The sequence below is a fragment of the Actinospineispora eucalypti genome (genome assembly GCF_039543365.1).
Taxonomy (GTDB): domain Bacteria; phylum Actinomycetota; class Actinomycetes; order Mycobacteriales; family Pseudonocardiaceae; genus Pseudonocardia; species Pseudonocardia eucalypti.
Genome location: NZ_BAABJP010000043.1, coordinates 313,212 through 334,768, shown reverse-complemented (window position 1 = coordinate 334,768; position 21,557 = coordinate 313,212). Strand labels below are relative to the sequence as shown.

17 protein-coding genes are annotated in these 21,557 nt (G+C 71.5%); 12 read left to right on the top strand and 5 right to left on the bottom strand.

Annotated elements, in window-relative coordinates; all coding sequences use genetic code 11:
• Positions 1 to 131: 131 nt before the first annotated feature.
• The 5 genes from ABEB12_RS33205 (at position 132) to ABEB12_RS33185 (ending at position 7,592) form a co-directional block, all read left to right on the top strand.
• Entirely contained in the window at positions 132 to 1,289 is a 1,158-nt protein-coding gene (locus tag ABEB12_RS33205; protein ID WP_345703349.1) for an ABC transporter permease, read from the top strand.
• Positions 1,290 to 1,484: 195 nt separating this feature from the next.
• Positions 1,485 to 3,764 carry a phosphoribosylformylglycinamidine synthase subunit PurL gene (gene purL, locus ABEB12_RS33200; RefSeq protein WP_185063605.1) on the top strand — a complete coding sequence of 760 codons (2,280 nt, stop codon included), beginning with the start codon at positions 1,485 to 1,487 and terminating at the stop codon, positions 3,762 to 3,764.
• Positions 3,765 to 3,940: 176 nt separating this feature from the next.
• The gene (locus ABEB12_RS33195; RefSeq protein ID WP_185064613.1) at positions 3,941 to 4,630 is read left to right on the top strand and encodes an ABC transporter ATP-binding protein; all 690 of its coding nucleotides are present in this window, start codon (positions 3,941 to 3,943) and stop codon (positions 4,628 to 4,630) included.
• Entirely contained in the window at positions 4,631 to 5,848 is a 1,218-nt protein-coding gene (locus ABEB12_RS33190; protein WP_185063604.1) for an ABC transporter permease, read from the top strand.
• Between the two features lie 277 nt (positions 5,849 to 6,125).
• Positions 6,126 to 7,592, top strand: a complete 1,467-nt coding sequence (locus tag ABEB12_RS33185; RefSeq protein ID WP_185063603.1) for an HlyD family efflux transporter periplasmic adaptor subunit — start codon at positions 6,126 to 6,128, stop codon at positions 7,590 to 7,592.
• A gap of 85 nt (positions 7,593 to 7,677) precedes the next feature.
• Here ABEB12_RS33185 and ABEB12_RS33180 read toward each other — a convergent pair whose 3' ends face one another.
• Positions 7,678 to 8,376: a GDSL-type esterase/lipase family protein gene (locus tag ABEB12_RS33180; RefSeq protein WP_185063602.1), complete on the bottom strand. Its 699-nt coding sequence runs from the start codon at positions 8,374 to 8,376 to the stop codon at positions 7,678 to 7,680.
• A gap of 71 nt (positions 8,377 to 8,447) precedes the next feature.
• Between ABEB12_RS33180 and ABEB12_RS33175 the strand changes: the two genes are divergently transcribed.
• The 4 genes from ABEB12_RS33175 (at position 8,448) to purM (ending at position 14,083) form a co-directional block, all read left to right on the top strand.
• On the top strand, positions 8,448 to 8,849 hold the full coding sequence (locus ABEB12_RS33175) for a sterol carrier family protein (protein WP_185063601.1): 402 nt from the start codon (positions 8,448 to 8,450) through the stop codon (positions 8,847 to 8,849).
• A gap of 148 nt (positions 8,850 to 8,997) precedes the next feature.
• Positions 8,998 to 11,142, top strand: coding sequence for an EAL domain-containing protein (locus ABEB12_RS33170; RefSeq protein ID WP_185063600.1), 2,145 nt, complete (start codon positions 8,998 to 9,000; stop codon positions 11,140 to 11,142).
• 252 nt (positions 11,143 to 11,394) lie between these two features.
• The gene (gene purF, locus ABEB12_RS33165) at positions 11,395 to 12,891 is read left to right on the top strand and encodes an amidophosphoribosyltransferase (protein ID WP_185063599.1); all 1,497 of its coding nucleotides are present in this window, start codon (positions 11,395 to 11,397) and stop codon (positions 12,889 to 12,891) included.
• Positions 12,892 to 12,952: 61 nt separating this feature from the next.
• On the top strand, positions 12,953 to 14,083 hold the full coding sequence (purM, locus tag ABEB12_RS33160) for a phosphoribosylformylglycinamidine cyclo-ligase (protein ID WP_185063598.1): 1,131 nt from the start codon (positions 12,953 to 12,955) through the stop codon (positions 14,081 to 14,083).
• A 364-nt stretch (positions 14,084 to 14,447) separates the two neighbouring features.
• Here the strand turns inward: purM and ABEB12_RS33155 are convergent, their stop codons facing one another.
• The 3 genes from ABEB12_RS33155 to ABEB12_RS33145 form a co-directional block, all read right to left on the bottom strand.
• A complete protein-coding gene (locus tag ABEB12_RS33155) occupies positions 14,448 to 14,627 on the bottom strand; it encodes a DUF3073 family protein (protein WP_185063597.1) in 180 nt (59 codons plus the stop codon).
• Positions 14,628 to 14,773: 146 nt separating this feature from the next.
• The gene (ygfZ, locus tag ABEB12_RS33150) at positions 14,774 to 15,874 is read right to left on the bottom strand and encodes a CAF17-like 4Fe-4S cluster assembly/insertion protein YgfZ (RefSeq protein ID WP_185063596.1); all 1,101 of its coding nucleotides are present in this window, start codon (positions 15,872 to 15,874) and stop codon (positions 14,774 to 14,776) included.
• On the bottom strand, positions 15,871 to 16,329 hold the full coding sequence (locus ABEB12_RS33145) for a Fur family transcriptional regulator (RefSeq protein ID WP_345703348.1): 459 nt from the start codon (positions 16,327 to 16,329) through the stop codon (positions 15,871 to 15,873). The genes ygfZ and ABEB12_RS33145 overlap by 4 nt, the downstream gene beginning before the upstream one ends.
• 143 nt (positions 16,330 to 16,472) lie before the next feature.
• Here ABEB12_RS33145 and ABEB12_RS33140 point away from each other — a divergent pair, with 143 nt between their 5' ends.
• Entirely contained in the window at positions 16,473 to 17,999 is a 1,527-nt protein-coding gene (locus ABEB12_RS33140) for a collagen-like domain-containing protein (RefSeq protein WP_345703347.1), read from the top strand.
• A 55-nt stretch (positions 18,000 to 18,054) separates the two neighbouring features.
• Positions 18,055 to 19,779 (top strand): hypothetical protein, encoded by a 1,725-nt coding sequence (locus ABEB12_RS33135; RefSeq protein WP_185063595.1) that lies wholly within the window; start codon positions 18,055 to 18,057, stop codon positions 19,777 to 19,779.
• Positions 19,780 to 19,800: 21 nt separating this feature from the next.
• On the opposite strand, the gene ABEB12_RS33130 is transcribed toward ABEB12_RS33135, so the two are convergent.
• Entirely contained in the window at positions 19,801 to 20,703 is a 903-nt protein-coding gene (locus ABEB12_RS33130; protein ID WP_345703346.1) for a 5-oxoprolinase subunit C family protein, read from the bottom strand.
• Between the two features lie 181 nt (positions 20,704 to 20,884).
• Here ABEB12_RS33130 and ABEB12_RS33125 point away from each other — a divergent pair, with 181 nt between their 5' ends.
• Positions 20,885 to 21,532: a heme-binding beta-barrel domain-containing protein gene (locus ABEB12_RS33125; protein ID WP_185063594.1), complete on the top strand. Its 648-nt coding sequence runs from the start codon at positions 20,885 to 20,887 to the stop codon at positions 21,530 to 21,532.
• Positions 21,533 to 21,557 lie beyond the last annotated feature (25 nt).

Genomic DNA, 21,557 nt, shown 5'->3' with positions numbered 1-21,557 from the left:
GAAATAGACGTGCCTTCGCCGACGAAACCCCTGATGCTGGGCTCAGCTAGTTGAGGGATGGGGCGCGGATGTACTTCAAGGAAGCACTCACGATCGCGATGCGCGCACTGCGCGCGAATCGCCTGCGATCGATGCTGACCACCGTCGGCATCGTGATCGGCGTCACCGCCGTGATCGTGCTGGTCGGTCTCGGCGACGGGATGAAGACCGGCTTCAACAAGAGCTTCGGCGCCCTGGCCACCGCGATCACCGTCGACAAGGTGCAGGGCTCGATCCCCGGCGGCGGCCAGCCCAAGGACCTGAAAGAGGGCGACATGCGCGCCCTGCTGGACAAGAGCAAGGCGCCGGACATCGCCTCCGTCACCCCGGGACTTTCCGGCAAGGGCCTGCTCTACTCCGGCCCCGGCCTGCAGTTCTCGGGCCTGATCTTCGGTTCGACCACCGACTTCCTCTCGGTGAACAACCGTGAGGTCACCATGGGCGAGATGTTCACCGAGGCCGACGTCAAGGACCGCGCCCGGGTGGTGCTGATCGGCCCCGAGGTGGTGGAGAACCTCTACGGCGGCGACGCGGCCAAGGCGCTCGGCTCGGAGATCCGGATCACCCGGAACAACTTCAAGGTGATCGGCATCCTCAAGTCGGACGGGCACTTCGACAACATCGCGCTGACCCCGCTGACCACCGCCCGGGCCTACCTGCTCGGCGGCACGGACACGCTGACCAGCATGATCGCCAAGGCCACCAGCGTGGAGAAGGTGCCGGCGGCGCTGGACCAGGTCAACCGGATCCTCGACGAGCGGCACAACATCGCCGACCCGGGCAAACGCGACTACGAGACGCAGGCGCTGCAGTCCCAGCTGGACGAGATCAAGCAGTTCCTCGGCTTCCTGACGCTGTTCATCGTCGCGGTGGCCGGAATCTCGCTGGTGGTGGGCGGCATCGGCGTGGCCAACATCATGCTGGTGTCGGTGACCGAGCGGACCAGGGAGATCGGCATCCGCAAGGCCATCGGCGCCCGGCGCAGCGCGATCATGAAGCAGTTCCTGATCGAGTCGACGGTGTTGGCCGGAATGGGCGGCCTGGCGGGCATCCTGCTCGGCGTGGGCCTGGTGCTGGCCCTCGCGCAGATCATCCCGGCGCTGACCCCGGACTTCGGCGCGCCGGAGGTGTCCGGGCCGGCCATCGCGATCGCGTTCATGGTCAGCCTCCTGATCGGCCTGGTCGCCGGCGGCTACCCGGCCTACCGGGCCGCCCGCCTCCAACCCATCGAAGCCCTCCGCTTCCAGTAGGCCACACCCCCACCTGATTCAGTGCTTCCAGCACCCTGATTCAGTGCCTTGAGCACCCTGATTCAGTGACTTCTGTCGGCCCCCGGGTTCCGCGCCCGGGGGCTGACGCGTACCCCAAGTCCCGACTCGCCGTACCTCAGGTCCCGACTCACCGTGCACGAATCCCCGACTCGCGGGGGCGGTTAGGGTTGGGGGGTGAGCGACTCCGTCGATACCGTCCAGCTCGCCGCCCAGACTCCCGAGCAGGCGCAGCCGTACCGCGAGCTGGGGCTGCGGGACGACGAGTACCAACGGATCCGGGACATTCTCGGGCGCCGGCCGACCGACGCCGAGCTGGCCATGTACAGCGTGATGTGGAGCGAGCACTGCTCCTACAAGTCCTCCAAGGTCCACCTGCGCTACTTCGGCGAGACCACCACCGAGGAGATGCGGGCCAAGATGCTGGCCGGTATCGGGGAGAACGCCGGCGTGGTGGACATCGGCGAAGGCTGGGCGGTCACCTTCAAGGTGGAGAGCCACAACCACCCGTCCTACGTGGAGCCGCACCAGGGCGCGGCCACCGGCGTCGGCGGCATCGTGCGGGACATCATGGCCATGGGCGCGCGGCCGATCGCCGTCGCCGACCCGCTGCGGTTCGGCCCGGCCGACGCGGACGACACCAAGCGGGTGCTCCCCGGTGTGGTCTCCGGGATCAGCTTCTACGGCAACTGCCTGGGCCTGCCGAACATCGGCGGCGAGGTGGTCTTCGACCGGGTATATGCGGGCAACCCGCTGGTCAACGCCCTGTGCGTGGGCGTTCTCCGAACCGAGGACCTGCACCTCGCCCACGCCTCCGGCACCGGCAACAAGATCATCCTTTTTGGCGCGCGGACCGGGCTGGACGGCATCGGCGGCGTCTCGGTGCTGGCGTCGGAGACATTTGACGGGGACGAGACCGGAACCGGACGCAAGAAGCTTCCGTCAGTACAGGTGGGCGATCCGTTCACCGAGAAAGTGCTGATCGAATGTTGTCTGGAACTGTTCCGGGAAGACCTGGTGGTGGGCATCCAGGACCTGGGTGGGGCGGGGCTTTCCTGCGCCACCTCCGAGCTGGCCAGCGCCGGCGACGGCGGCATGCACATCGACCTGGACGCGGTCCCCCTCCGGGCCAGGCACATGACCGCCGCCGAGGTGCTCTCCAGCGAGTCGCAGGAGCGCATGTGCGCGGTGGTCACCCCGGCCAACGTGGACCGGTTCATGGCGGTCTGCGCCAAGTGGGACGTGCTGGCCACGGTGATCGGCGAGGTCACCGACGGCGACCGGCTGGTGATCGACTGGCACGACCAGCGGGTGGTGGACGTGCCGCCGCGCACGGTGGCCCACCAGGGGCCGGTCTACCAGCGGCCGATCGCCCGTCCGGAGAGCCAGGACGCGCTGGTGGCCAACGGCACCAAGGCGCTGCGCCGGCCGGCCACCGAACAAGAGCTGCGCGACACCGTGCTGACCATGGTGGCCAGCCCGAACCTGTGCAGCCGGGCCTGGGTGACCGACCAGTACGACCGCTACGTGCGGGGCAACACGCTGTCCGCGCAGCCGGCCGACGCCGGGATGATCCGGATCGAGGGCACCTCGCGCGCGATCGCGGTGGCGACCGACTGCAACGCGCGGTTCTGCGCGCTGGACCCCTACACCGGCGCGCAGCTGGCGCTGGCCGAGGCGTACCGGAACGTGGCGGTGTCCGGCGCGACGCCGGTCGCGGTGACCGACTGCCTCAACTTCGGCTCGCCCGAGGACCCGGGGGTGATGTGGCAGTTCGAGCAGGCGGTACGCGGCCTGGCGGACGGCTGCGCGCAGCTGGGCATCCCGGTGACCGGCGGCAACGTCAGCTTCTACAACCAGACCGGGGCCACCGCCATCCACCCCACGCCGGTGGTCGGCGTGCTGGGCGTGCTGGACGACGTGGACCGGCGCATCCCCAACGGCTTCACCGCCGAGGGGCACACCGTGCTGCTGCTCGGCGAGACGCTGGAGGAGCTGGACGGCAGCGAGTGGGCGCACGTCGTCCACGACCACCTGGGCGGACGCCCGCCGAGGGTGGACCTGGCCGCCGAGCGGGCGCTGGCCGTCCTGCTGGCCGAAGCCGCGACGGAAGGCCTGCTCGGCGGGGCGCACGACCTGTCCGACGGAGGCCTGGCCCAGGCGCTGGTGGAGGCCTGCCTGATCGGCGAGCTGGGCGCGGAAATCAACCTGCCCGAGAAGCTGGAGCCGTTCGTCACGCTGTTCGCCGAGTCGGCCGGGCGGGCGCTGGTGGCGGCCGAGCCGGCCAATGTGGCCCGGCTCACCGAGCTATGCCGGCGACACGGTGTGATATTCGCCGAGCTGGGCACCACCCGGCCGTCCGAGGCCGGCTTGATGATCACTGGATCGGGTCAATTCGCCCTAACTGACCTGCGAAAAGCCTGGGAAGGCACGCTGCCGGCGCTGTTTGGTCACTGAGCGATTACGGCGAGTACCCTTACCGGTGAAGATTCGTTCGCGCGGATAACTCACACCTACGAAGGTCGTTGTCCCACTCAGTCGTGAGTTGAGAAATACGGTCGGAATTGAGCTGCCAGTCCGACCTTTTTTCTTGGATGCTGGGAGGCGGCACTGGCCCGCACCCCGGGGGGATGATGATCGAGCTCGAGAAAGTCACCAAGATCTACCAGATGGGCGAGGTTGAACTCCGAGCCCTCAACAACGTCAGCCTCAAGATCGATGCTGGCGACATGGTTGCGATCATGGGTCCCTCCGGCTCCGGCAAGAGCACCATGATGAACATGCTGGGGTGCCTGGATATTCCCACCGAGGGCACCTACCGGCTGGACGGCGTGGACGTCGGCACGCTCCGGGACAACGAGCTGGCCGAGATCCGCAACCGCAAGATCGGTTTCGTGTTCCAGGCGTTCAACCTCATCCCCCGCACCAGCGCGGTTCGCAACGTCGAGCTGCCCATGGTCTACGCCGGCATCGGCAACCGCCGGGTGAGGGCCACCGACGCGCTGGAGAAGGTCGGCCTGGGCGACCGGGTCAAGCACCTGCCCAGCGAGCTCTCCGGTGGTCAGCAGCAACGTGTCGCGATCGCCAGGGCGATCGTCACCGACCCGGTGATGATCCTGGCCGACGAGCCGACCGGAAACCTGGACACCGCGTCCACCGTGGAGATCATGAAGTTGCTGGTCGAGCTCAACGACTCCGGCCGCACGGTAATCCTGATCACCCACGAGGACGAGGTGGCCGCATTTGCCAAGCGGGTCGTCATGCTTCGGGATGGCGAGATCGTGCGCGACGAGGTGCAGAAGCACCGGACCGGGGTCTCATAGATGAACCTGCGCGAGGCCTTCACCATCGCATTCCGCAGCATGCGGATCAACCGGCTGCGTAGTGCGTTGACCACGCTGGGCATCGTGATCGGTGTCTCGGCCGTGATCATCCTGGTGGGCCTCGGCAACGGTATGCAGGCCGGGTTCAACGAGAACTTCGGCAAGCTGGGCACGCAGATCGTGATCACCAAGACCGCCGGCAGCGTGCCCGGCGGCGGTGCCGCCAAGGACCTCAAGGACAGCGACGTCAAGGCGCTGGAGAACAAGAACAACGCGCCGGACATCTCCCAGGTTCTCCCGGTGGTCGGCGGCACCGCGCTGATGGCCTACAACCAGCACCAGTTCCGGGCCAACGTCGCCGGCAGCACCGACGACTACATGGAGATGGCCAACCGCGAGCTGGTCGCCGGCCGGATGTTCACCAAGCAGGAGGCGCAGCGCAAGGAGCGCCTGGTCATCCTCGGGCCGAACCCGGTGGCCGAGCTGTTCGCCGGCGACTCGAGCGGCGCGATCGGCAAGAACGTCCGGGTCGGCCGGGTGAACTTCGAGGTCATCGGGGTCGTCAAGAGCAACGGGCAGGACGACGACACGGCCATCATGCCGATCGGCGCGGCCCGTTCCTACCTGCTGGGCGGCCCGGACACGGTGCAGTCGATCATCGTGCGGGCGGGCAGCACCGCGCAGGTGCCGGCGGCGCTGGAGCAGGTTACCAACGTGCTCTCCGAACAGCACCTGATCCGCGACCCGTCCAAGCGCGACTTCGAGGCCAAGGCGTTGCAGAGCCTGCTGGACCAGGCCAACCAGTTCCTCTTCTACCTCCAGCTGTTCACGGTCGCGGTGGCCGGAATCTCGCTGGTGGTGGGCGGTATCGGCGTGGCCAACATCATGCTGGTGTCGGTGACCGAGCGGACCAGGGAGATCGGCATCCGCAAGGCCATCGGCGCCCGGCGCAGCGCGATCATGAAGCAGTTCCTCATCGAATCGACGGTGCTGGCCGGCATCGGCGGCCTGGTGGGCATCTTCATCGGGGTGTCCATCACCGTCGCCGGGGCGATTCTGATTCCCCAGGTGGCGCCCACCTTCGGCGCTCCCCAGATCGACTACACGGCGATCGCCGTTGCCTTCCTGGTCAGTCTGGCCATCGGCCTCATCGCCGGTGGCTACCCGGCCAACCGCGCATCCAAGCTTCGCCCGATCGAGGCACTGAGATATCAGTAACCGAGATACAGCTGTGACCGATAAGTAACCGAAGGTAGTTCTCAACCAGTGACCCCGAACCACCGGTTGAACCCAGGATCTGTGAAAGGCGGAAGACTCGATGTCTCAGACGATCCGCGGCCGCACGGGGGTGCGTATGGCCGCCGCGGCGTCGCTGGCGTTGCTCGTGGGAGCGACGACGGCTGCGTGTGGGGGTTCGACACCCGCGCCACCTACGGCGCAGGTTGAGCGTGGCAGTGTCGCCACCAAGGTTTCGGCATCCGGTGCGTTGGCGGCGGTGACCTCGCAGAACGTGGGGTTCACCAAGGGCGGCAAGCTGGTTGAGGTGCCGGTGAAGGTCGGCGACAAGGTGCAGCCCGGCCAGTTGCTGGCCAAGATCGACGACTTCCCGGCCAAGCAGGCGCTGCGGCAGGCCCAGGGTTCCCTGGACCAGGCGCAGGCCCAGCTGGACAAGATCGTGAACGGTAACCAGGCGGATGCCGCGGGTCGGGTGGAGAACCAGACCAAGGACATCTACGACGCGGTGAAGCGGCAGGCCGACGCGATCAACGACGGCAACGACAAGGCGGTCTTCCACGCCCGCAAGAAGCTGGACGCGGACAAGGCGGCCCTGCAGGCGGCGTACGCGGTGTACAAGCAGGCCTGCCCGATGGCCAAGGCCGGCGGCTCGGCCGAGGACGACGATTCGGCGTCGGATGCGGCCGGTGACCCGCAGAGCGGGCAGCCGGGGCAGAGCGGGCTGTTGTCCGGTCTGACCGGTGGCCAGGGCAGCCTGATGGACCAGCTGCCCAACTGCGACACCGCCCGGGCCAACTACATCACGGCCAAGAACACCTACAACTCCAGCAAGGCCAGCTACGACGCGGCGGTCGCCAAGCGCGATTCGGACAAGGCCACGCAGAAGGTGTCGGTGGAGAACGCCCAGCTGGCGCTGGTGCGGGCCCGCAACGACGATGAGCTGGCCGGTACCGACCGGGACGCCAACATCGACGCCGCCGAGGGTGCGGTCGAGTCCGCCCGCGCGCAGGTGGCCAACGCCCAGCGCGACGTGGAGAACACGGTGCTGTTCGCCCCGGTGGCCGGCACGATCTCGGCCGTGACCGGTGTGGTCGGCGAGTACGTGGGCAACGGTGCGCCGCAGTCGGCGCTGGCGCCGGGCAGCGGCGCGGTGATCCCCGGCGTGGGTGCGGCGGCGACCTCGGACTCCGCCGGTAACGCCGGTGGTGGCCTGTCGGCGACCCGTCCCGGTGGTGGCGCGTTCATCGTGCTGAACGACCTCAACACCTTCCAGGTGGTCGTTCCGTTCGAGGAGTCGGACGCGGCCAAGGTGTCGCCCGGCCAAAAGGTCGACGTGTCGTTCGACGCGGTGCCGGACCTGACCCGCGAGGGCACCGTGTTGTCGATCGCCCCCGGTGGTATCGCCATCTCCGGTGTGACGAACTACTACGCCACGGTCCTGCTCAACGAGTCCGACCCCCGGTTGAAGGCCGGTCAGACCGCCGAGGCGGGCGTGCGGACCAGCTCCAAGGACAACGTGCTGGTGGTGCCCAACGGCGCGGTGATCCGCCAGGGTGGCCGCACGCTGGTCAACGTGCCCGGTCCGGACGGCCAGCCCCAGCAGGTGCCGTTCCAGCCCGGCGTGGTCGGCGACGACAACACCGAGGTGCTGTCCGGCCTGCGCGAGGGCCAGCCGATCCTGCTCCCGCAGGCGCAGGTGGCCCCGGGCGGTCAGGCCCCCCGGTAATCCGGCGAAGCCGAAGTAACTCCGAAGTGGCCCGGGCCCGCATGGCGGGACCCGGGCCGCTTCGCGATCGGGCCGCGCTTGGCGGTCAGCCGGCGGCGGTGTGCCGGGCCTCGAGGTACGCGGCGGCGTAGCGGCGGTGCCCGGGGTCGCCCGGGTGCACCAGGTCGGCGCCCACCTCCCAGAACCGCATGGCCCTGGTGGCCCGCTCCAGCGGTACCGGGATCAACCGGGGAAACCCGGCCAGCACCTCGCGACAGCTGCTCGAGTAACGCCGCGCGGCGATGCGGTGCGGGCCGCGCGGGAAGTTCGGCACGTCGGCGACCAGTGCGCCGGCCGGCAGGCCCGCACACAGCTCGGCAAACCGCTCGCGGAACGCGCGCAGCGGGGTGTGCACCACGTCGTTGGTGCCCACGCACACGGCGACCAGTGTCTCCTGGCCAAGGTCGGTGGAGTCGGTGGTGAGGGGCAGCTGGCCGGCCAGCACGTCCGCCACGGTCGCACCGGTGACCGAGAGGTTCCGCACGCCGACGGTACGGCCCTCGCGGGCGGCCAACTCGTCGGCGAGCAACCCGACGAACCCGCGTTCCGGACGTCGCGCGGTCAGCCCCTGGGCCAGCGAGTCACCGAGCGCGACCAGTACGAGCTCGCCCGGACGCCGCGCCCGCCGGCGCCAGTACGCCGCGTAGTCCTCGGTTATCCCGGCCAGCGCTGTCCGCCGCCGCGCATACCCGGCCGCCCCGGCCATCGCCCCGGCAACCAACCCACCCCAAGCCCGCCAACTCACCCAACCCACCCTAAGCTCCCGCGCCCCGCGCCCCGCCCGCACGCGTCGGGGAGGGGTCGTAGGGTGGCCGGGTGGTGATCGATGCGGACACGCTGCGTGACGCGTTGCGGCCGGTCCGGGACTGGCTGGACGGGCCGGACACGCCGGAGACCAAGCCGGGGCGGACCACGCTCGCGGCGGCGGTGCGGACCTCGTTGCGGGCGTTTGCCCAGGCCTACCCGGGGAAGGCGGTGGAGGTGCGGGTGCCCCCGTTCGCGGCGGTGCAGTGCCTTCCCGGCGCGACGCACACCCGGGGGACGCCGCCGCACGTGGTGGAGACCGACCCCCGAAACTGGTTACTCATGGTGACCGGCCTCCTGGCGTGGGCCGATGCCGTGGCCACCGGGAAGGTGAACGCCTCGGGCCACCGGTCCGGGGAAATCGGTGCCCTGCTGCCGTGGCCGCCGACTTCTCAAGATTGCAACAAAGAGTAATCGCTTCGGACCCCAATCGAGTGATGCACACCCCGAACCGGTAGCGGATGCGCCGAACCGCATCGGAGGATTGTGAGCAACCGGTTGGGGACACCGGCCGAAAGGGGCGGGCCCAGTGCCAGAGGTCGGGGGGAGCCGGTCGTCCCTTGTGTCGAGTGCGCTCGCCGCGGCGCGGTTCACCGAAGAGTGGGTGGGCGTGCTGGGCGGACCGACCGACGCCGAAGGTCCCGCCGAGGGCCCGGACCGGGGCCGGCTGGCCGTGCTGGCCTCCGAGCTCACCGGCCTGATCCGCGCCGACTCGTGGCGGCCGGAGCAGGCGCAGCGCCTGGGCTCCGCGCTGGCCCGCGCCCAGCGGCACCGCCCGCAGGGCCTCGGCGCGCTCCCCCGGCTGGTCCGGTTGCACGCCGACACCCTGCTCGGCGAGTCCGCGCCGCCGGCCCTGCTCGACCAGCTGCTCGGCGCACTCGCCACCGGTTACGCCCGTGAGCTGCACGAACACTCACTCACGGAGCACCGATTACGCCTCCGCGAGGCGCGCCGCACGCACCGCAAGGTGCAGCGTGCGCTGCGCGCCAACGAACAGCGCTTCCGCACGGTGTTCACCGAGCTGGGCGTGGGCATCGCGCTGATCGGGCTGGACGGCACGGTGCTGGACGTGAACCCCACGCTGCGGGGGCTGCTCGGGCTCAACCCGCCAGAGTCCGAGCGGCCCCGGATCCCGCGACAGCGGGAGAACCACCGGCCCCGCCCGCTGACCGAGCATGTGCACCCGGCCGACGTGGACACGGTGCGCGAGGACTTCACCCGGTTGACCCTCGGCCAGCACACCCGGCTGCCGGCGGAGGTCCGGTTCTACCGGACGGACGGCACGCTGGTCTGGACCCACGTCACGGCGACCCTGGTGCGGGACGTCACGGGGCGGCCGGACTACGTGATTGCCGTTATAGAAGATATAACCGAACGGCATCACCTTCGCACCCGCCTGCGCCATCAGGCCTACCACGACCAGCTCACCCGGCTGCCCAACCGCGCGCTGCTGGACGCCCAGCTGCGCTGGGCCTTCTCCGAGCACTCCGACGTGCGCCGGGTCGGGGTGTGCCACCTGGACCTGGACGGCTTCCGCAAGATCAACGACTCGCTCGGCCACGAGGCGGCCGACCAGCTGCTGCTCGCCGTCGCCAGCCGGCTGCAGGCGCTGGCCGGGCAGCACCTGGTGGCCCGGATCGGCGGCGACGAGTTCGCCATCCTGGTCACCGACCCGCCCGGCGTGGACTACCTGTGCGGGCTGGCCAAGGACGTGCTGGCCGGGTTGCGCCCGCCGCTGCGCATCGGCACCCGGCAGCTGGAGGTCACCGCCAGCATGGGCATCGCCGAGGACTCCGTCGGCGAAACCTGGCCCGGCGAGCTGCAGCGCGCCGCCGAGTCCGCCCGGTCCTGGGCCAAGACCGCCGGCGGGGGCCGCTGGGTGGTGTTCGACCCGCACCGCGACGCCGGCGAGACCAGCCAGTTCGCCCTGGCCGCGAGCGTCTCCGGCGCGGTGGACCGGCACGAGTTCCACCTGCTCTACCAGCCGCTGGTGGAGCTGGCGGACGGCGCGCTGACCGGCGTCGAGGCGCTGGTCCGCTGGCGCCACCCCGAGCTCGGCCTGCTCGGGCCGGCACAGTTCATCGACCTGGCCGAGCGGAACGGGGCGATCGTGCCGCTGGGCCGCTGGGTGCTCACCGAGGCCTGCCGACAGGCCCGCCGGTGGGCGGACCAGTTCGGCAGCGGGGCACCGTACGTGAGCGTGAACGTGGCTCCCCGCCAGCTCGCCGAGCCGGGCTGGCTGGCCGAGGTTTCCGACGTCCTGGCCGAGACCGGGCTGCGCCCCGACCGGCTGCAACTGGAGATCACCGAGCGGGCCGTCCTGGTGGACGAGGCCTCCGCCACCGACACCCTGCACGCGCTGCGCGACATGGGCGTGCGCCTGACCATCGACGACTTCGGCACGGGCTACTCCAGCCTGTCCTACCTGCGCCGGCTGCCGGTGCACGGATTGAAGATCGACGGCGAGTTCATCCGCGGGCTGACCTGCGAGGACCACGCCGAGTCGCGGGACGGAAAGATCGTCGAGGCCCTGATCGGCATGGCGCACGCGCTGGGCCTGCAGGTCACCGCCGAGTGGGTGGAGACGGCCGCGCAGGCGCGCTGGCTGACCAACCTGGGCTGCGACATCGGCCAGGGCAACTGGTACGGCCCGCCCATCACCCCCTTCGAGCTAGACGAACTCCTCCGCCGCCCTCTAGCCGGCTAACCCCTCCCCCGCCCGGTTCAGTGAGTTCCGGCGCCCGGTTCAGTCACTTCCGGCGCCCGGTTCAGTCACTTCTGGCGGCTAAATGCACTGAACCACCCTGCTGAACCGACCGAACCACGCTGCTGAACGCACTGAATCAGGGTGGGGGTGGTGAGAGACAGGGCACGGAGGACACCCAGATCGGCTTTACGCCGTTAGACTCCTTGTTACGTGAGCGACGACCCGATTCGGCGATCGTGCGGGGAGCGTGCGTTGGAACCCTCCGTGACCGACGACAAGCCCAGGGAAGAGTGCGGCGTATTCGGTGTGTGGGCGCCGGGCGAAGAGGTTGCCAAGCTGACCTACTTCGGGCTGTTCGCACTTCAGCACCGAGGCCAGGAGGCCGCCGGCATCGCGGTTTCCGACGGCCGCCAGGTCGTGGTCTTCAAGGACCTGGGCCTGGTCAGCCAGGTGTTCGACGAGCAGACCCTCACGTCGCTGCGCGGCCATCTCGCCGTCGGGCACACCCGCTACTCCACCACGGGCGCCACGACCTGGGAAAACGCCCAGCCGACCTTCCGCACCACCGCCACCGGCAGCGGCCTGGCCCTGGGCCACAACGGCAACCTGGTGAACACCGCCGAGCTGCACGACGAGGTCCGCGAGCTCACCGCGCGCCACAACGGCACCGGGTTCACCGCGACCACCGACTCCGATCTGATCACCGAGCTGCTCGCCGCCACCTCCGCCGACATCGGCCTGGAGGAAGCCGCGACCCGGCTGCTGCCCCGGGTGCGCGGAGCGTTCTCGCTCACTTTCTGTGACGAGCAGACGCTGTACGCCGCGCGGGACCCGCACGGCGTGCGCCCGCTGGTGCTCGGCCGGCTGGAGCGCGGCTGGGTGGTGGCCAGCGAGACCGCCGCGCTGGACATCGTGGGCGCTTCGTTCGTGCGCGAGGTGGAGCCGGGCGAGCTGCTGGCCATCGACGAGAACGGGCTCCGCTCTTCCCGGTTCGCCGCGCCGGAGCCGAAGGGCTGCATCTTCGAGTACGTCTACCTGGCCCGGCCCGACACGCATATCGCCGGCCGTTCGGTGCACGCCACGCGGGTGGCCATCGGGCGGCAGCTGGCCGAGGAGTTCCCGGTGGAGGCCGACCTGGTCATCCCGGTGCCCGAGTCCGGCACACCGGCGGCGATCGGCTTCGCGCAGGGCTCCGGCATCCCGTACGGGCAGGGCCTGGTGAAGAACGCCTACGTCGGCCGCACCTTCATCCAGCCCAGCCAGACCATCCGCCAGCTGGGCATCCGGCTGAAGCTGAACCCGCTGCGGGACGTCATCCGGGGCAAGCGCCTGGTCGTCGTGGACGACTCCATCGTGCGCGGCAACACCCAGCGCGCACTGGTCCGGATGCTGCGCGAGGCCGGTGCGCTGGAGGTGCACGTGCGGATCGGCTCGCCGCCGGTGCGCTGGCCGTGCTTCTACGGCATCGACTTCGCCTCCCGCGCCGAACTGGTCGCGGGCGACCTGGACATGGACGGCGTGCGCCGGTCGATCGGGGCCGACTCACTCGGCTACGTCTCGCTCGACGGCCTGGTGCAGGCGTCCGAGCAGCCGGCCAGTCGGCTGTGCGCGGCCTGCTTCGACGGCAACTACCCGATTCCGCTGCCGGACGACGCGCAGCTGGGCAAGCATCTCCTCGAGGAGATCATTGCGAATGACGGGAAGCTGACCGCCGGGTATGGTGCCGCGGGCGCGCTCAACCAACCCTGACCCGCCCCACGGCCCGCTTAACCCGCCCAGCCCGCCCTGAACAAACCGGAGCCCCTCCGTCATGCCCTTAACGCCCCCCGCCAGCCAGAGCGACGACACCGGCAACGGCACCTCGACGCCGCAGCCGGCCAGCTACGCCGCCGCCGGAGTGGACATCGAGGCCGGGGAACGCGCGGTGGAGGCGTTCCGGCCGTGGACCGAGAAGGCCACCCGGCCCGAGGTGATCGGGGGCATCGGCGGGTTCGCCGGCCTGTTCAAGCTGAAGATCGGCAAGTACACCGAACCGGTGCTGGCCGCCTCCACCGACGGCGTGGGCACCAAGGTGGCCATCGCGCAGGCACTGGACCGGCACGACACCATCGGCCTCGACTTGGTCGCGATGGTGGTGGACGACCTGGTGGTGTGCGGCGCCGAGCCGCTGTTCCTGCAGGACTACATCGCCTGCGGCACCCTGGTGCCGCGCCAGGTGGCGGCGATCGTGAAGGGCATCGCGGAGGGTTGCCGGCGCTCCGGCTGCGCGCTGCTCGGCGGCGAGACCGCCGAGCACCCCGGCCTGATGCAGGCCGGCCACTACGACCTCTCCGCGTCCGGGGTGGGCGTGGTCGAGGCGGACGCCATGCTCGGCCCGGACCTGGTCCGGCCGGGCGACGTGGTGGTCGGATTGGGCTCCTCCGGGCTGCACTCCAACGGCTACTCGCTGGCCCGGCACGTGCTGCTGGACCTGGCCCGGCTGCCGCTGGACGGGCAGGTGGAGGAGTTCGGCCGCACCCTCGGCGAGGAGCTGCTCGAGCCCACCCGGATCTACGCACCGGACTGCCTCGCGCTGGCCGCTGAGACCGAGATCCGCACGTTCGCGCACATCACCGGCGGCGGGCTGGCCCGCAACCTGGGCCGGGTGCTGCCCAGGGGCCTGGTCGCGGTGTGCGACCGGGGCAGTTGGACGCCGGCGCCCGTGTTCAACCTGATCGCCGCGCGCGGCCGGGTGGAGCGGGCGGAGATGGAGCAGACGTTCAACATGGGCGTCGGCATGGTCGCCGTGCTGGCCCCGGACGACGTGGAGCGCGCACTGGCCGTACTCACCGCACGGCACGTGCCGGCCTGGGTGCTCGGTGACATCCACCGGGCCCGCGACGTGGCCTCCGACTCGGACGGCCCCCGCGTGCTGCTGCGCGGCGAGCACCCCAGGTTCTGACCTGGGTGGTCAGGTTCACGGGTAGCGCCTCTTTACGTTTCGCTCCCTGGTCATGATCGCGGTCTGTGGCGGATTAGCGTCGAATTTCGACGCTGAACCGCCACGAACAGCGATCACCACCCGCCCCACGCCGAACGCAGGAGGCGCCACCCGAGCGGCAGCGCACCACGCCGCGCCGTCCAAGCCGGTCTTTGAACCAGCACCGCTCGAACAGATACTGGGCCGCCACCCGCACACACGCGAGTGGCGGCCCCATGCCGATGACCACCGGGCTCGACCGAACGCGCGCACGACTGTCACACCGCTGGCGCGAGGTGGTGGAGGCCTGCTGGCCGACCGAAACGAACGGGCCTACCGCAACCGCTCAGCGGCGACGGTAGTCCTCGTACTCGTCCTCTTCTTCGTGGTCGCCGTTCTCCGACTCCGGGAAGGAGGAGTAACCGGCGAGCTCGCGTTGCAAGGCGTCCGCGTCGAGGCCTGGCGAGCTGTACTTGAGCTCTCGGGCCTTCTTCGTCTGCTTGGCCTTTGCACGGCCGCGCCCCATGGCTCGACCCCCCTCACAGCAGGGACGGGGCGGCCGGGGGAAATCGGCGGCCCCGTTCATCTCGTTAAGTGTCCTGCCTCCTACCGTACCCTGAGGGACCCGGTTCGTGCGACGTGGCACTCCCCTGTTGCGGGTGACTTTGGCAATCAGGCCATGCGCAGTGAACGGAGGCGCTGCTGGGCGGCCCGGCCGGCCGGCTCGACGTCCTCGCCGGGTGGCATCGAGTCCGGGTCGATCCGCACCGGCGTGGCGCGTTCCGCGTCCCCGGCGACCAGCTCCGCCTCCACCGGAATACTGCGCTTGACCAGCGCCAACGCCACTCCGCCCAGCTCGTGGTGCAGCACGGCGGTGCCCACCCGGCCGATCTCCTTGCCGTCGAGCAGAACCGGGTCGCCGGGGGCCAGCGGCTCGTCGTCCCCGGAGGAGGTGTGCAGCAGCACCAACCGGCGCGGCGGACGGCCCACGTTGGCCACCCGGGCCACCGTTTCCTGCCCCCGGTAGCAGCCCTTGGTCAGGTGCACGGCGGTGTCGATCCAGCCGACCTCGTGCGGGATCGTCCGCTCGTCGGTGTCCACGCCCAGCCGGGGGCTGCGGGCGGCCACCCGGAGCGCCTCGAAGGCCATCGCGCCGGCCTGGGCGGCGCCGGCGTCGCGCAGCTTCCGCCACCACTCGGCCAGCTCCGGACGGGGCACGAACAGGTCCACCCCGCCCCGGGTAGGCATGTGCCGGACGAAGCCGGTGCCGCCGGGCAGCGCGGCCACCGCGTACGCCCCTTCGGGCACCGGGACCCCGGATGTGGTGAGCACGCGGGCGGCGTCCGGGCCGACAACCGCCAGCTGGGCCAGCTCGCCGGTCGCGTCGCGCACCTCGACCTCGGACCAGAACTGCATCTTCACCAGGTAGTCGCGCAGGGCCTCGGCGGTCCCCGGCTCCACGTCCAGCCAGACCGTGTCGCCGACGTGCGCGAGCACCGCGTGGTGTTCCACCCGGCCGTTCATGTCCAGCACCAGCGCCTCGGTGCCGGCGCCCTCGGCCAGCTCGGTGACGTGCTGGGTGAGCAGCGAGTGCAGCCAGGAAAGCCGCTCGGGGCCGGTGACCGCGAGCAGCTGGCGGTTGGACCGGTCGACCACGGCGGCGGACCGGTCGGCCGCGCGCTGCTCGGCTAGCGGGTCCCCGTAGTGCGCGGCGACCCCCTCGTCGCGGCCCTCGTCGGCGACCGCGCCGGGCACAGTTAGCAATGGGTTCATGAATCTGCTTCCTCCAGGGTCCGACCCTCGGTGCGGCGCGCGGCGGCGCAGGCGGTACAGGCGCCGGAGAGCGCCACGTGCGTGGCGTCCAGCCGGAACCCGAACCGGTCACGCAAGCTGCCGGCCAGGTCGTCCAGCAGCTCGGTGGGCACCTCGGCGACGTCGCCGCAGTCGTGGCAGACCAGGTGTACGTGCTGGTGTTCGCGCACGGAGTAGTTCGGCGCGCCGTGGCCGAGGTGCGTGTGCCGGACCACGCCGAGCCGTTCCAGCAGGTCCAGCGTGCGGTACACCGTGGTGATGTTCACCGCCGGCGCCTGGACCTGCACCCGCGCGCAGATCTGTTCCGGCGTTGCGTGTTCCAGCTCGCGCACCGCGTCCAGCACCAGCTGTCGCTGCGGGGTCATCCGGAGCCCTCGCTCGTGCAGTGCGCGCCGCAGCGTCTCCTGCGTCTTCACCACTGCGATGGTAGTCCTGACCTGCGGGCAAGCGCGGTCACCTTGACGGGGCGAACGGCGGCCTCCGCTCCCCCGAACGTGGGCAAGCCGACTCACGCCGTAGAGTGAACGGTGGCCAGTACGCCACCTATCGGGGGTGACCGATGACCGCGGACCACGCAGACAGCCGGCGGCAGCCGGACGGAGAGGCGGCACCGCCGCATTTCGACGTCGTGGTGCGCGGGTACGACCGACGCCAGGTGGACGAGCACATCGCCGGGCTGGAGCGCACCATCGCCCGGCAGCGCAAGGAACTGGAAACGGCGCGCGGCGGGGCCACCACCAGCTTGTTCGAGCCGGCTTCCGGCGGCAACGAGCAGCCCGAGGAGCGGATCGGCGCCTTCACCGGCCGGCTGCAGTCGATCCTGCAAGTGGCCGAGGAGGAGGCGGAGGAGATCCGCGCCAAGGCGCGCAACTTCGCCCGCGCCGAGGAGGAGGCGGCCCGCGCCCGCCTTTCCGACCTGGTCCGCCGCCGGGAGAACGTGCTGGGCAACCTGACCAGGGTCCGCCACCAGTTGGACGGCCTGCTCATCCAGGCGCGTGACGACGAGGCCAGCGACACCCCGCCGGAGGGCATCCCGATGGGCGCCCGCCGTTCGGAGCAGTCCATCGGGCTGAAGCCGGTGGCCAGGGCGCAGCCCAGGGACGTGCATCCCCGCACCCCGGAGCGTCCCGACAGTCGGGGCGGAATCGGCGGCGGGCTCGGCACCGACCGGGGCGGGGCGAAACCGGCCGAGCGAGGCGGACCCAAGCCGGCCGAGCGGGGCGGACCCAAGCCGGCCGCCGCCCAGGTGCCCCCGCCGGCCCAGCGCGGCACCGACGCACCCACTACCCGCTCCGGCCCCATCCCGACCCCGGAAAGCGGCCGCAAGCCCACGCCGACCCCCAAGCCCCGGCCCGAGCCGCGCGCCGAGCCGGAGTCCACCCCGTCACCCCGCCCCCGGCCCAGCACGGGCACCGGCCCCACTCCGATTTCCCGGCCGACCAGCGGCCCGACGCCGATTGCGCGTTCCACCAGCGGCACCGGCCCCACCCCGGTTGCCCGTTCCGCCAGCAGCACCGGCCCCACCCCGGCGGTCCGGCCCAGCCCGACCCCTCGGCCCACATCGGGTGACGCCCCGGCGTCGGGCACCGAAGGCCGCTCCGGCGCCGACGGACGCTCCGGACCTGACGCACGTTCCGGCACCGATGGTCGTTCCGGCACCGACGGACGCTCCGGTGCCGACGGACGTTCCGGGCCTGACGCACGTTCCGGCACCGATGGTCGTTCCGGGTCGGACGCACGTTCCAGCGCGGACGGTCGGTCGGAGTCGGAGGGACGGTCCGGCACCGAGGGGCGCGCCGGAGGTGACGCGCGACCCAGCTCCGAATCCCGCCCGGCCGGCGAGGCCTCCGGCGGCGGGCAGGGCTCGGCCGGCGGGCAGGGATCCGGCGCGCCGTCGGCCCGGCCGAACGTGCCGAGCCCCAAGCCGCGCCCGACACCCACCCCGCGTCCCCGCCCCGGCGCCTCGGCCGGCGCGCCACCGGTGCAGGGCCCGCAGCCGCGCAACGGCCTCGCCAACCGGGACAACGGCTTCTGGTCGGAGGAGTCGGACGGCGGTCGCGGGTCATACGGTGGTGGCATGGCGTGACCGATCGGGTGTCGAAACCGACTAACGCCAGGTAGGCCACGTACGGTACGTAGCCATGAGGTTGCCGTTCACCCCGATGCAGACGGCCGTCGGCGCCGGGGCCCTCGTTGCGCTACTGCTGTTGATCCTGGTGATGGTGCTCGTCCGGCGCAGTAGGGCCAGAGCGCGCCGCCGCGCGCGCACCCAGGCGGCGCTGCGTGAACGCAATCCGGGTCCGCCGCCCACCGCTCCTCGGCCCCCGGTTCCGGCCAAGACGCCGAGCCCGGTGACCCCGCGACCCCGGTCCCGTGCCCAGCCCATGCACGCACCCACCGAGCCGATCCCGACCAGGTACCTGTCCCCCGCCGAACTGGCCGGGCAGGTGTCCGGTGCTCCTTCCGGCCCTTCCATCGGCCGTGTGGGCGGCGCGCCGGCGGGCAACGGCACCAAGGACCCCGAAAAGTCCTCCTGGGTACCGGCCGAGCAACCGGCCCAGACCGACGGAACCACCCCCTCCGACCTGGACGGCACAACCGTCCCGCAACGCGTCGCCGCGAAGGACCCGCCGCCCGCCGGCGCCCACCGGACCGACTCGGCCGACGACACCGGCGGACCCGCCAAGTACGCGGCAGCCGCCGGGATAGCCGGAGTCGCCGCCGCCGGACTCGCCAGGGCCGGCTCGAGCACAACCGGCGAAGCCGACGCGGCCGATGCAGGCGCAACCGATGAGGCCGACACGAACGCGGCCGGTGAGGCCTACGCGGACGCGGCCGGCGACGCCGAGGCGAACGCAACCGGTGAGGCCGAGGCGACAACGGCCGGCGAAGTCCAAACCAACGCGGCCGGCCAGCCCCAAGCCGCCAACACCGCGGCTACCGATGATGTCGATTCCGCGACCACCGAAGCGGCCGGGGTCGCCGCGCCTTTGGCCGCCGAAGCGGCCGGGGTCGCCGCGCCTTTGGCCGCCGAAGCGGCCGGGGAATCCGATCCGGCGGCTACCGGTTTTTCCGCGCCCACGGGCACTGAGGCCGCCGGGCTCACGTCCGCTGGAGCAACCGGTGACGCCACCACCGAGGCGCTAGACCTCGCCGCCGGTGGGAGCGCCGGTCGTGGGGCCGGCGAAGCCGGCACGCCCGCCGGCACGGACGGCACGGACGGCACGGACGGCACGGACGGCACGGACGGCACGGACGGCACGGACGGAGACACCAGCACATCTGGCGACACCGGGACATCGGGCGACGCCGAGGCGGCCGAGGAGTCCGACGGGAGCGGCCAGCGCCCCTTCTCCGCGCCGGTTGCCGTGGCGGGTGCGGCGGCGCTCGTCGGCGGCGCGGCGGCCGCCGCGCGCTTCGCCGGACGGTCATCCGAAGACGGGCAAGCCGCCCAGGACCCGGACGCGGACCCCGAAAGCCTGGCGCCCGCCCGACCCGGCCCGACCGCCGAAGCTACCGGTGCGGCCCCGGCCGGCGTCTCGGCGCCAGCCCCGGCCACACCGTTCCCGGACGTCGCCGCGATCCACCACCCGGACGCCCGCGACCGCCTGCTGCAGGTCCTGTTAGCCGACCCGGACCGCGCACTGCACGCGGTCGACGACCTGGACCTTGTGCAGCAGGAGCTGGACCGCCTGCACCGCACCGTGGTCGCGCAACGGCGCCAGCTGGCCGACGCGGCCCGCCGGCTGCGCAGCGCCGGCCTCACTCCGGCGCAGGTGGCTCGCCTGGTCGGCTTCGGCGAGGGAGAGCTGGTCAGCCTGCTGGCCGAACACGCCCCGAGCCCGTTCCCGCGTCAACCCCGCTGAGCGCGCCCGCCCTATGGGCGGTCAGAGCCGGGGGATCAGGGTCACCGGGGTGCCGGGCCGGGCCTGGGCCAGCGCGGGCAGGTCGCACGCGGCGAGCACGCCGATCACCGGGTAGCCGCCGGTGGTCGGGCCGTCGGCGAGGAAGATGACCGGCTCGCCGCTCGGCGGGACCTGCACCGAACCGGGCAGCATCGGCTCGCTGGGCAACTCGGCGCCCTCGCGCGCGGCGGTGCGGCGCAGTGGTTCGCCGGTCAGCCGCACGCCCACCCGGTTGCTCGCCGCGTCGACCGTCCAGGTGCGTGCGCGCAGCGCGTCGGCGGGTTCGTCGAACCAGTCGTCCCTCGGACCGAGCAGGATGGGCAGCGCCAGCCGCGCCGGGGGAACCGACACCGGCACCGGTTCGCCACACGCCGGCGTCGGCGAAGGCGTTCCCAGGGCCAACCGCTCGTCCGCCCGCACCGGCGGCGGCCCCAACCCGGACAGCAGGTCGCCGCTGCGGCTGCCCAGCACGGCGGGCAAATCGAGGCCACCCGAGCAGGCCAGGTAGTTGCGCAGGCCGGCGGCCGGCCGGTCGATCTCCAGCTCGTCACCGGGGCCGAGATAGACGGCCCGATGCGCGCCGACCGCGACCCGGTCACCCTCGCGGCGGGTCACGAACACCTCGACCGGCGCACCGGTCACCGCGATCGTGCAGCCCGCCTCGGCGCGCAGCCGCAGTCCGCCGAGCAAGACCTCCAGGCCGGCGTGCCCCTCCGGGTTGCCCACCAACCGGTTGGCCAGGCGCAACGCGGCCTGGTCCAACGCCCCGGACCGGGGGACGCCCAACTCGGCGTAGCCCGGCCGGCCGAGGTCGGTAACCAGGCACAGCGCCCCCGGCCGCAACACGGTCACCGCCCGGGCGCGCAAGAATTTGGGTCGCCGCACACCCGAACCTTATGCGCCGCGCGGCACCGAAGGATGGCGCGCCGGGCGGGGTGCCGGGGATGTGCCGGCCAAGGCGACTACGCTGCGTTGCCGTGACTTGGTTCTTCACCGGCGTGCTGCTGGCCGGCGCCGCCGCGATGCTCTGGGCGTGCTCGGTCGCGCTGTACCGGAGCCTGGGCTCATGAGCACCGAGCAGCCAAGGCTGTCCGACTCGGCCAGGCGCAACATCCCGAGCCTCACCGACCCGGCAATACCGGTCCCGCCGGACACCGCGAACCTGCGCGAGGGGCCGGACCTGCACCCGCTGTGCACGCCGTTGTTGCCGCTGATCGGGGTGTGGCAGGGCGCCGGCGAGGTCGTGTACCCGACGATCGACGGCCCGCTGCACTTCGGCCAGCGGATCATCTTCGCCCATGACGGCCGGCCGTTCCTGAGCTACTCCGCGCAGTCCTGGCTGCTCAGCGGGCCGCCCGGCCCGAACAGCACTGTGGTGCGCCCGGCCGCCCGCGAGACCGGCTGGTGGCGCCCGCAGGAGGACGACTCCATCGAGGTGCTGATCGCGCACCACACCGGGATCGTGGAGATCTACCACGGCAAGCCGCGTTCCCTGGTCTCCTGGGAGCTGGTCACCGACGTGGTGGCCCGCACCACCACGGCCAAGGAGGTGAACGCGGCGCAGCGGCTCTACGGCATCGTTCCCGGCGAGGGCAGCGCCAACGGCACCGACACCGGCGACACCCGCGACCTCGCCTACGTCGACGAACGCGCCATGGAAGGGCAACCCCTGCAGCCGCACCTCTCCGCCCGCCTCACCCGAATCGCCGGCTGACCCCGCCCCCCGTCGCTTATTTCCA

Excerpts from the sequence above, each read along its gene's own strand:
- ABEB12_RS33205 (WP_345703349.1), top strand. The coding sequence starts at position 132 with ATGCTGACCACCGTCGGCATCGTGATCGGCGTCACCGCCGTGATCGTG.
- ABEB12_RS33195 (WP_185064613.1), top strand. The coding sequence starts at position 3,941 with ATGATCGAGCTCGAGAAAGTCACCAAGATCTACCAGATGGGCGAGGTT.
- ABEB12_RS33190 (WP_185063604.1), top strand. The coding sequence starts at position 4,631 with ATGAACCTGCGCGAGGCCTTCACCATCGCATTCCGCAGCATGCGGATC.
- purM (WP_185063598.1), top strand. The coding sequence starts at position 12,953 with ATGCCCTTAACGCCCCCCGCCAGCCAGAGCGACGACACCGGCAACGGC.
- ABEB12_RS33155 (WP_185063597.1), bottom strand. The coding sequence starts at position 14,627 with ATGGGGCGCGGCCGTGCAAAGGCCAAGCAGACGAAGAAGGCCCGAGAG.
- ygfZ (WP_185063596.1), bottom strand. The coding sequence starts at position 15,874 with ATGAACCCATTGCTAACTGTGCCCGGCGCGGTCGCCGACGAGGGCCGC.
- ABEB12_RS33140 (WP_345703347.1), top strand. The coding sequence starts at position 16,473 with ATGACCGCGGACCACGCAGACAGCCGGCGGCAGCCGGACGGAGAGGCG.
- ABEB12_RS33135 (WP_185063595.1), top strand. The coding sequence starts at position 18,055 with ATGAGGTTGCCGTTCACCCCGATGCAGACGGCCGTCGGCGCCGGGGCC.
- ABEB12_RS33125 (WP_185063594.1), top strand. The coding sequence starts at position 20,885 with ATGAGCACCGAGCAGCCAAGGCTGTCCGACTCGGCCAGGCGCAACATC.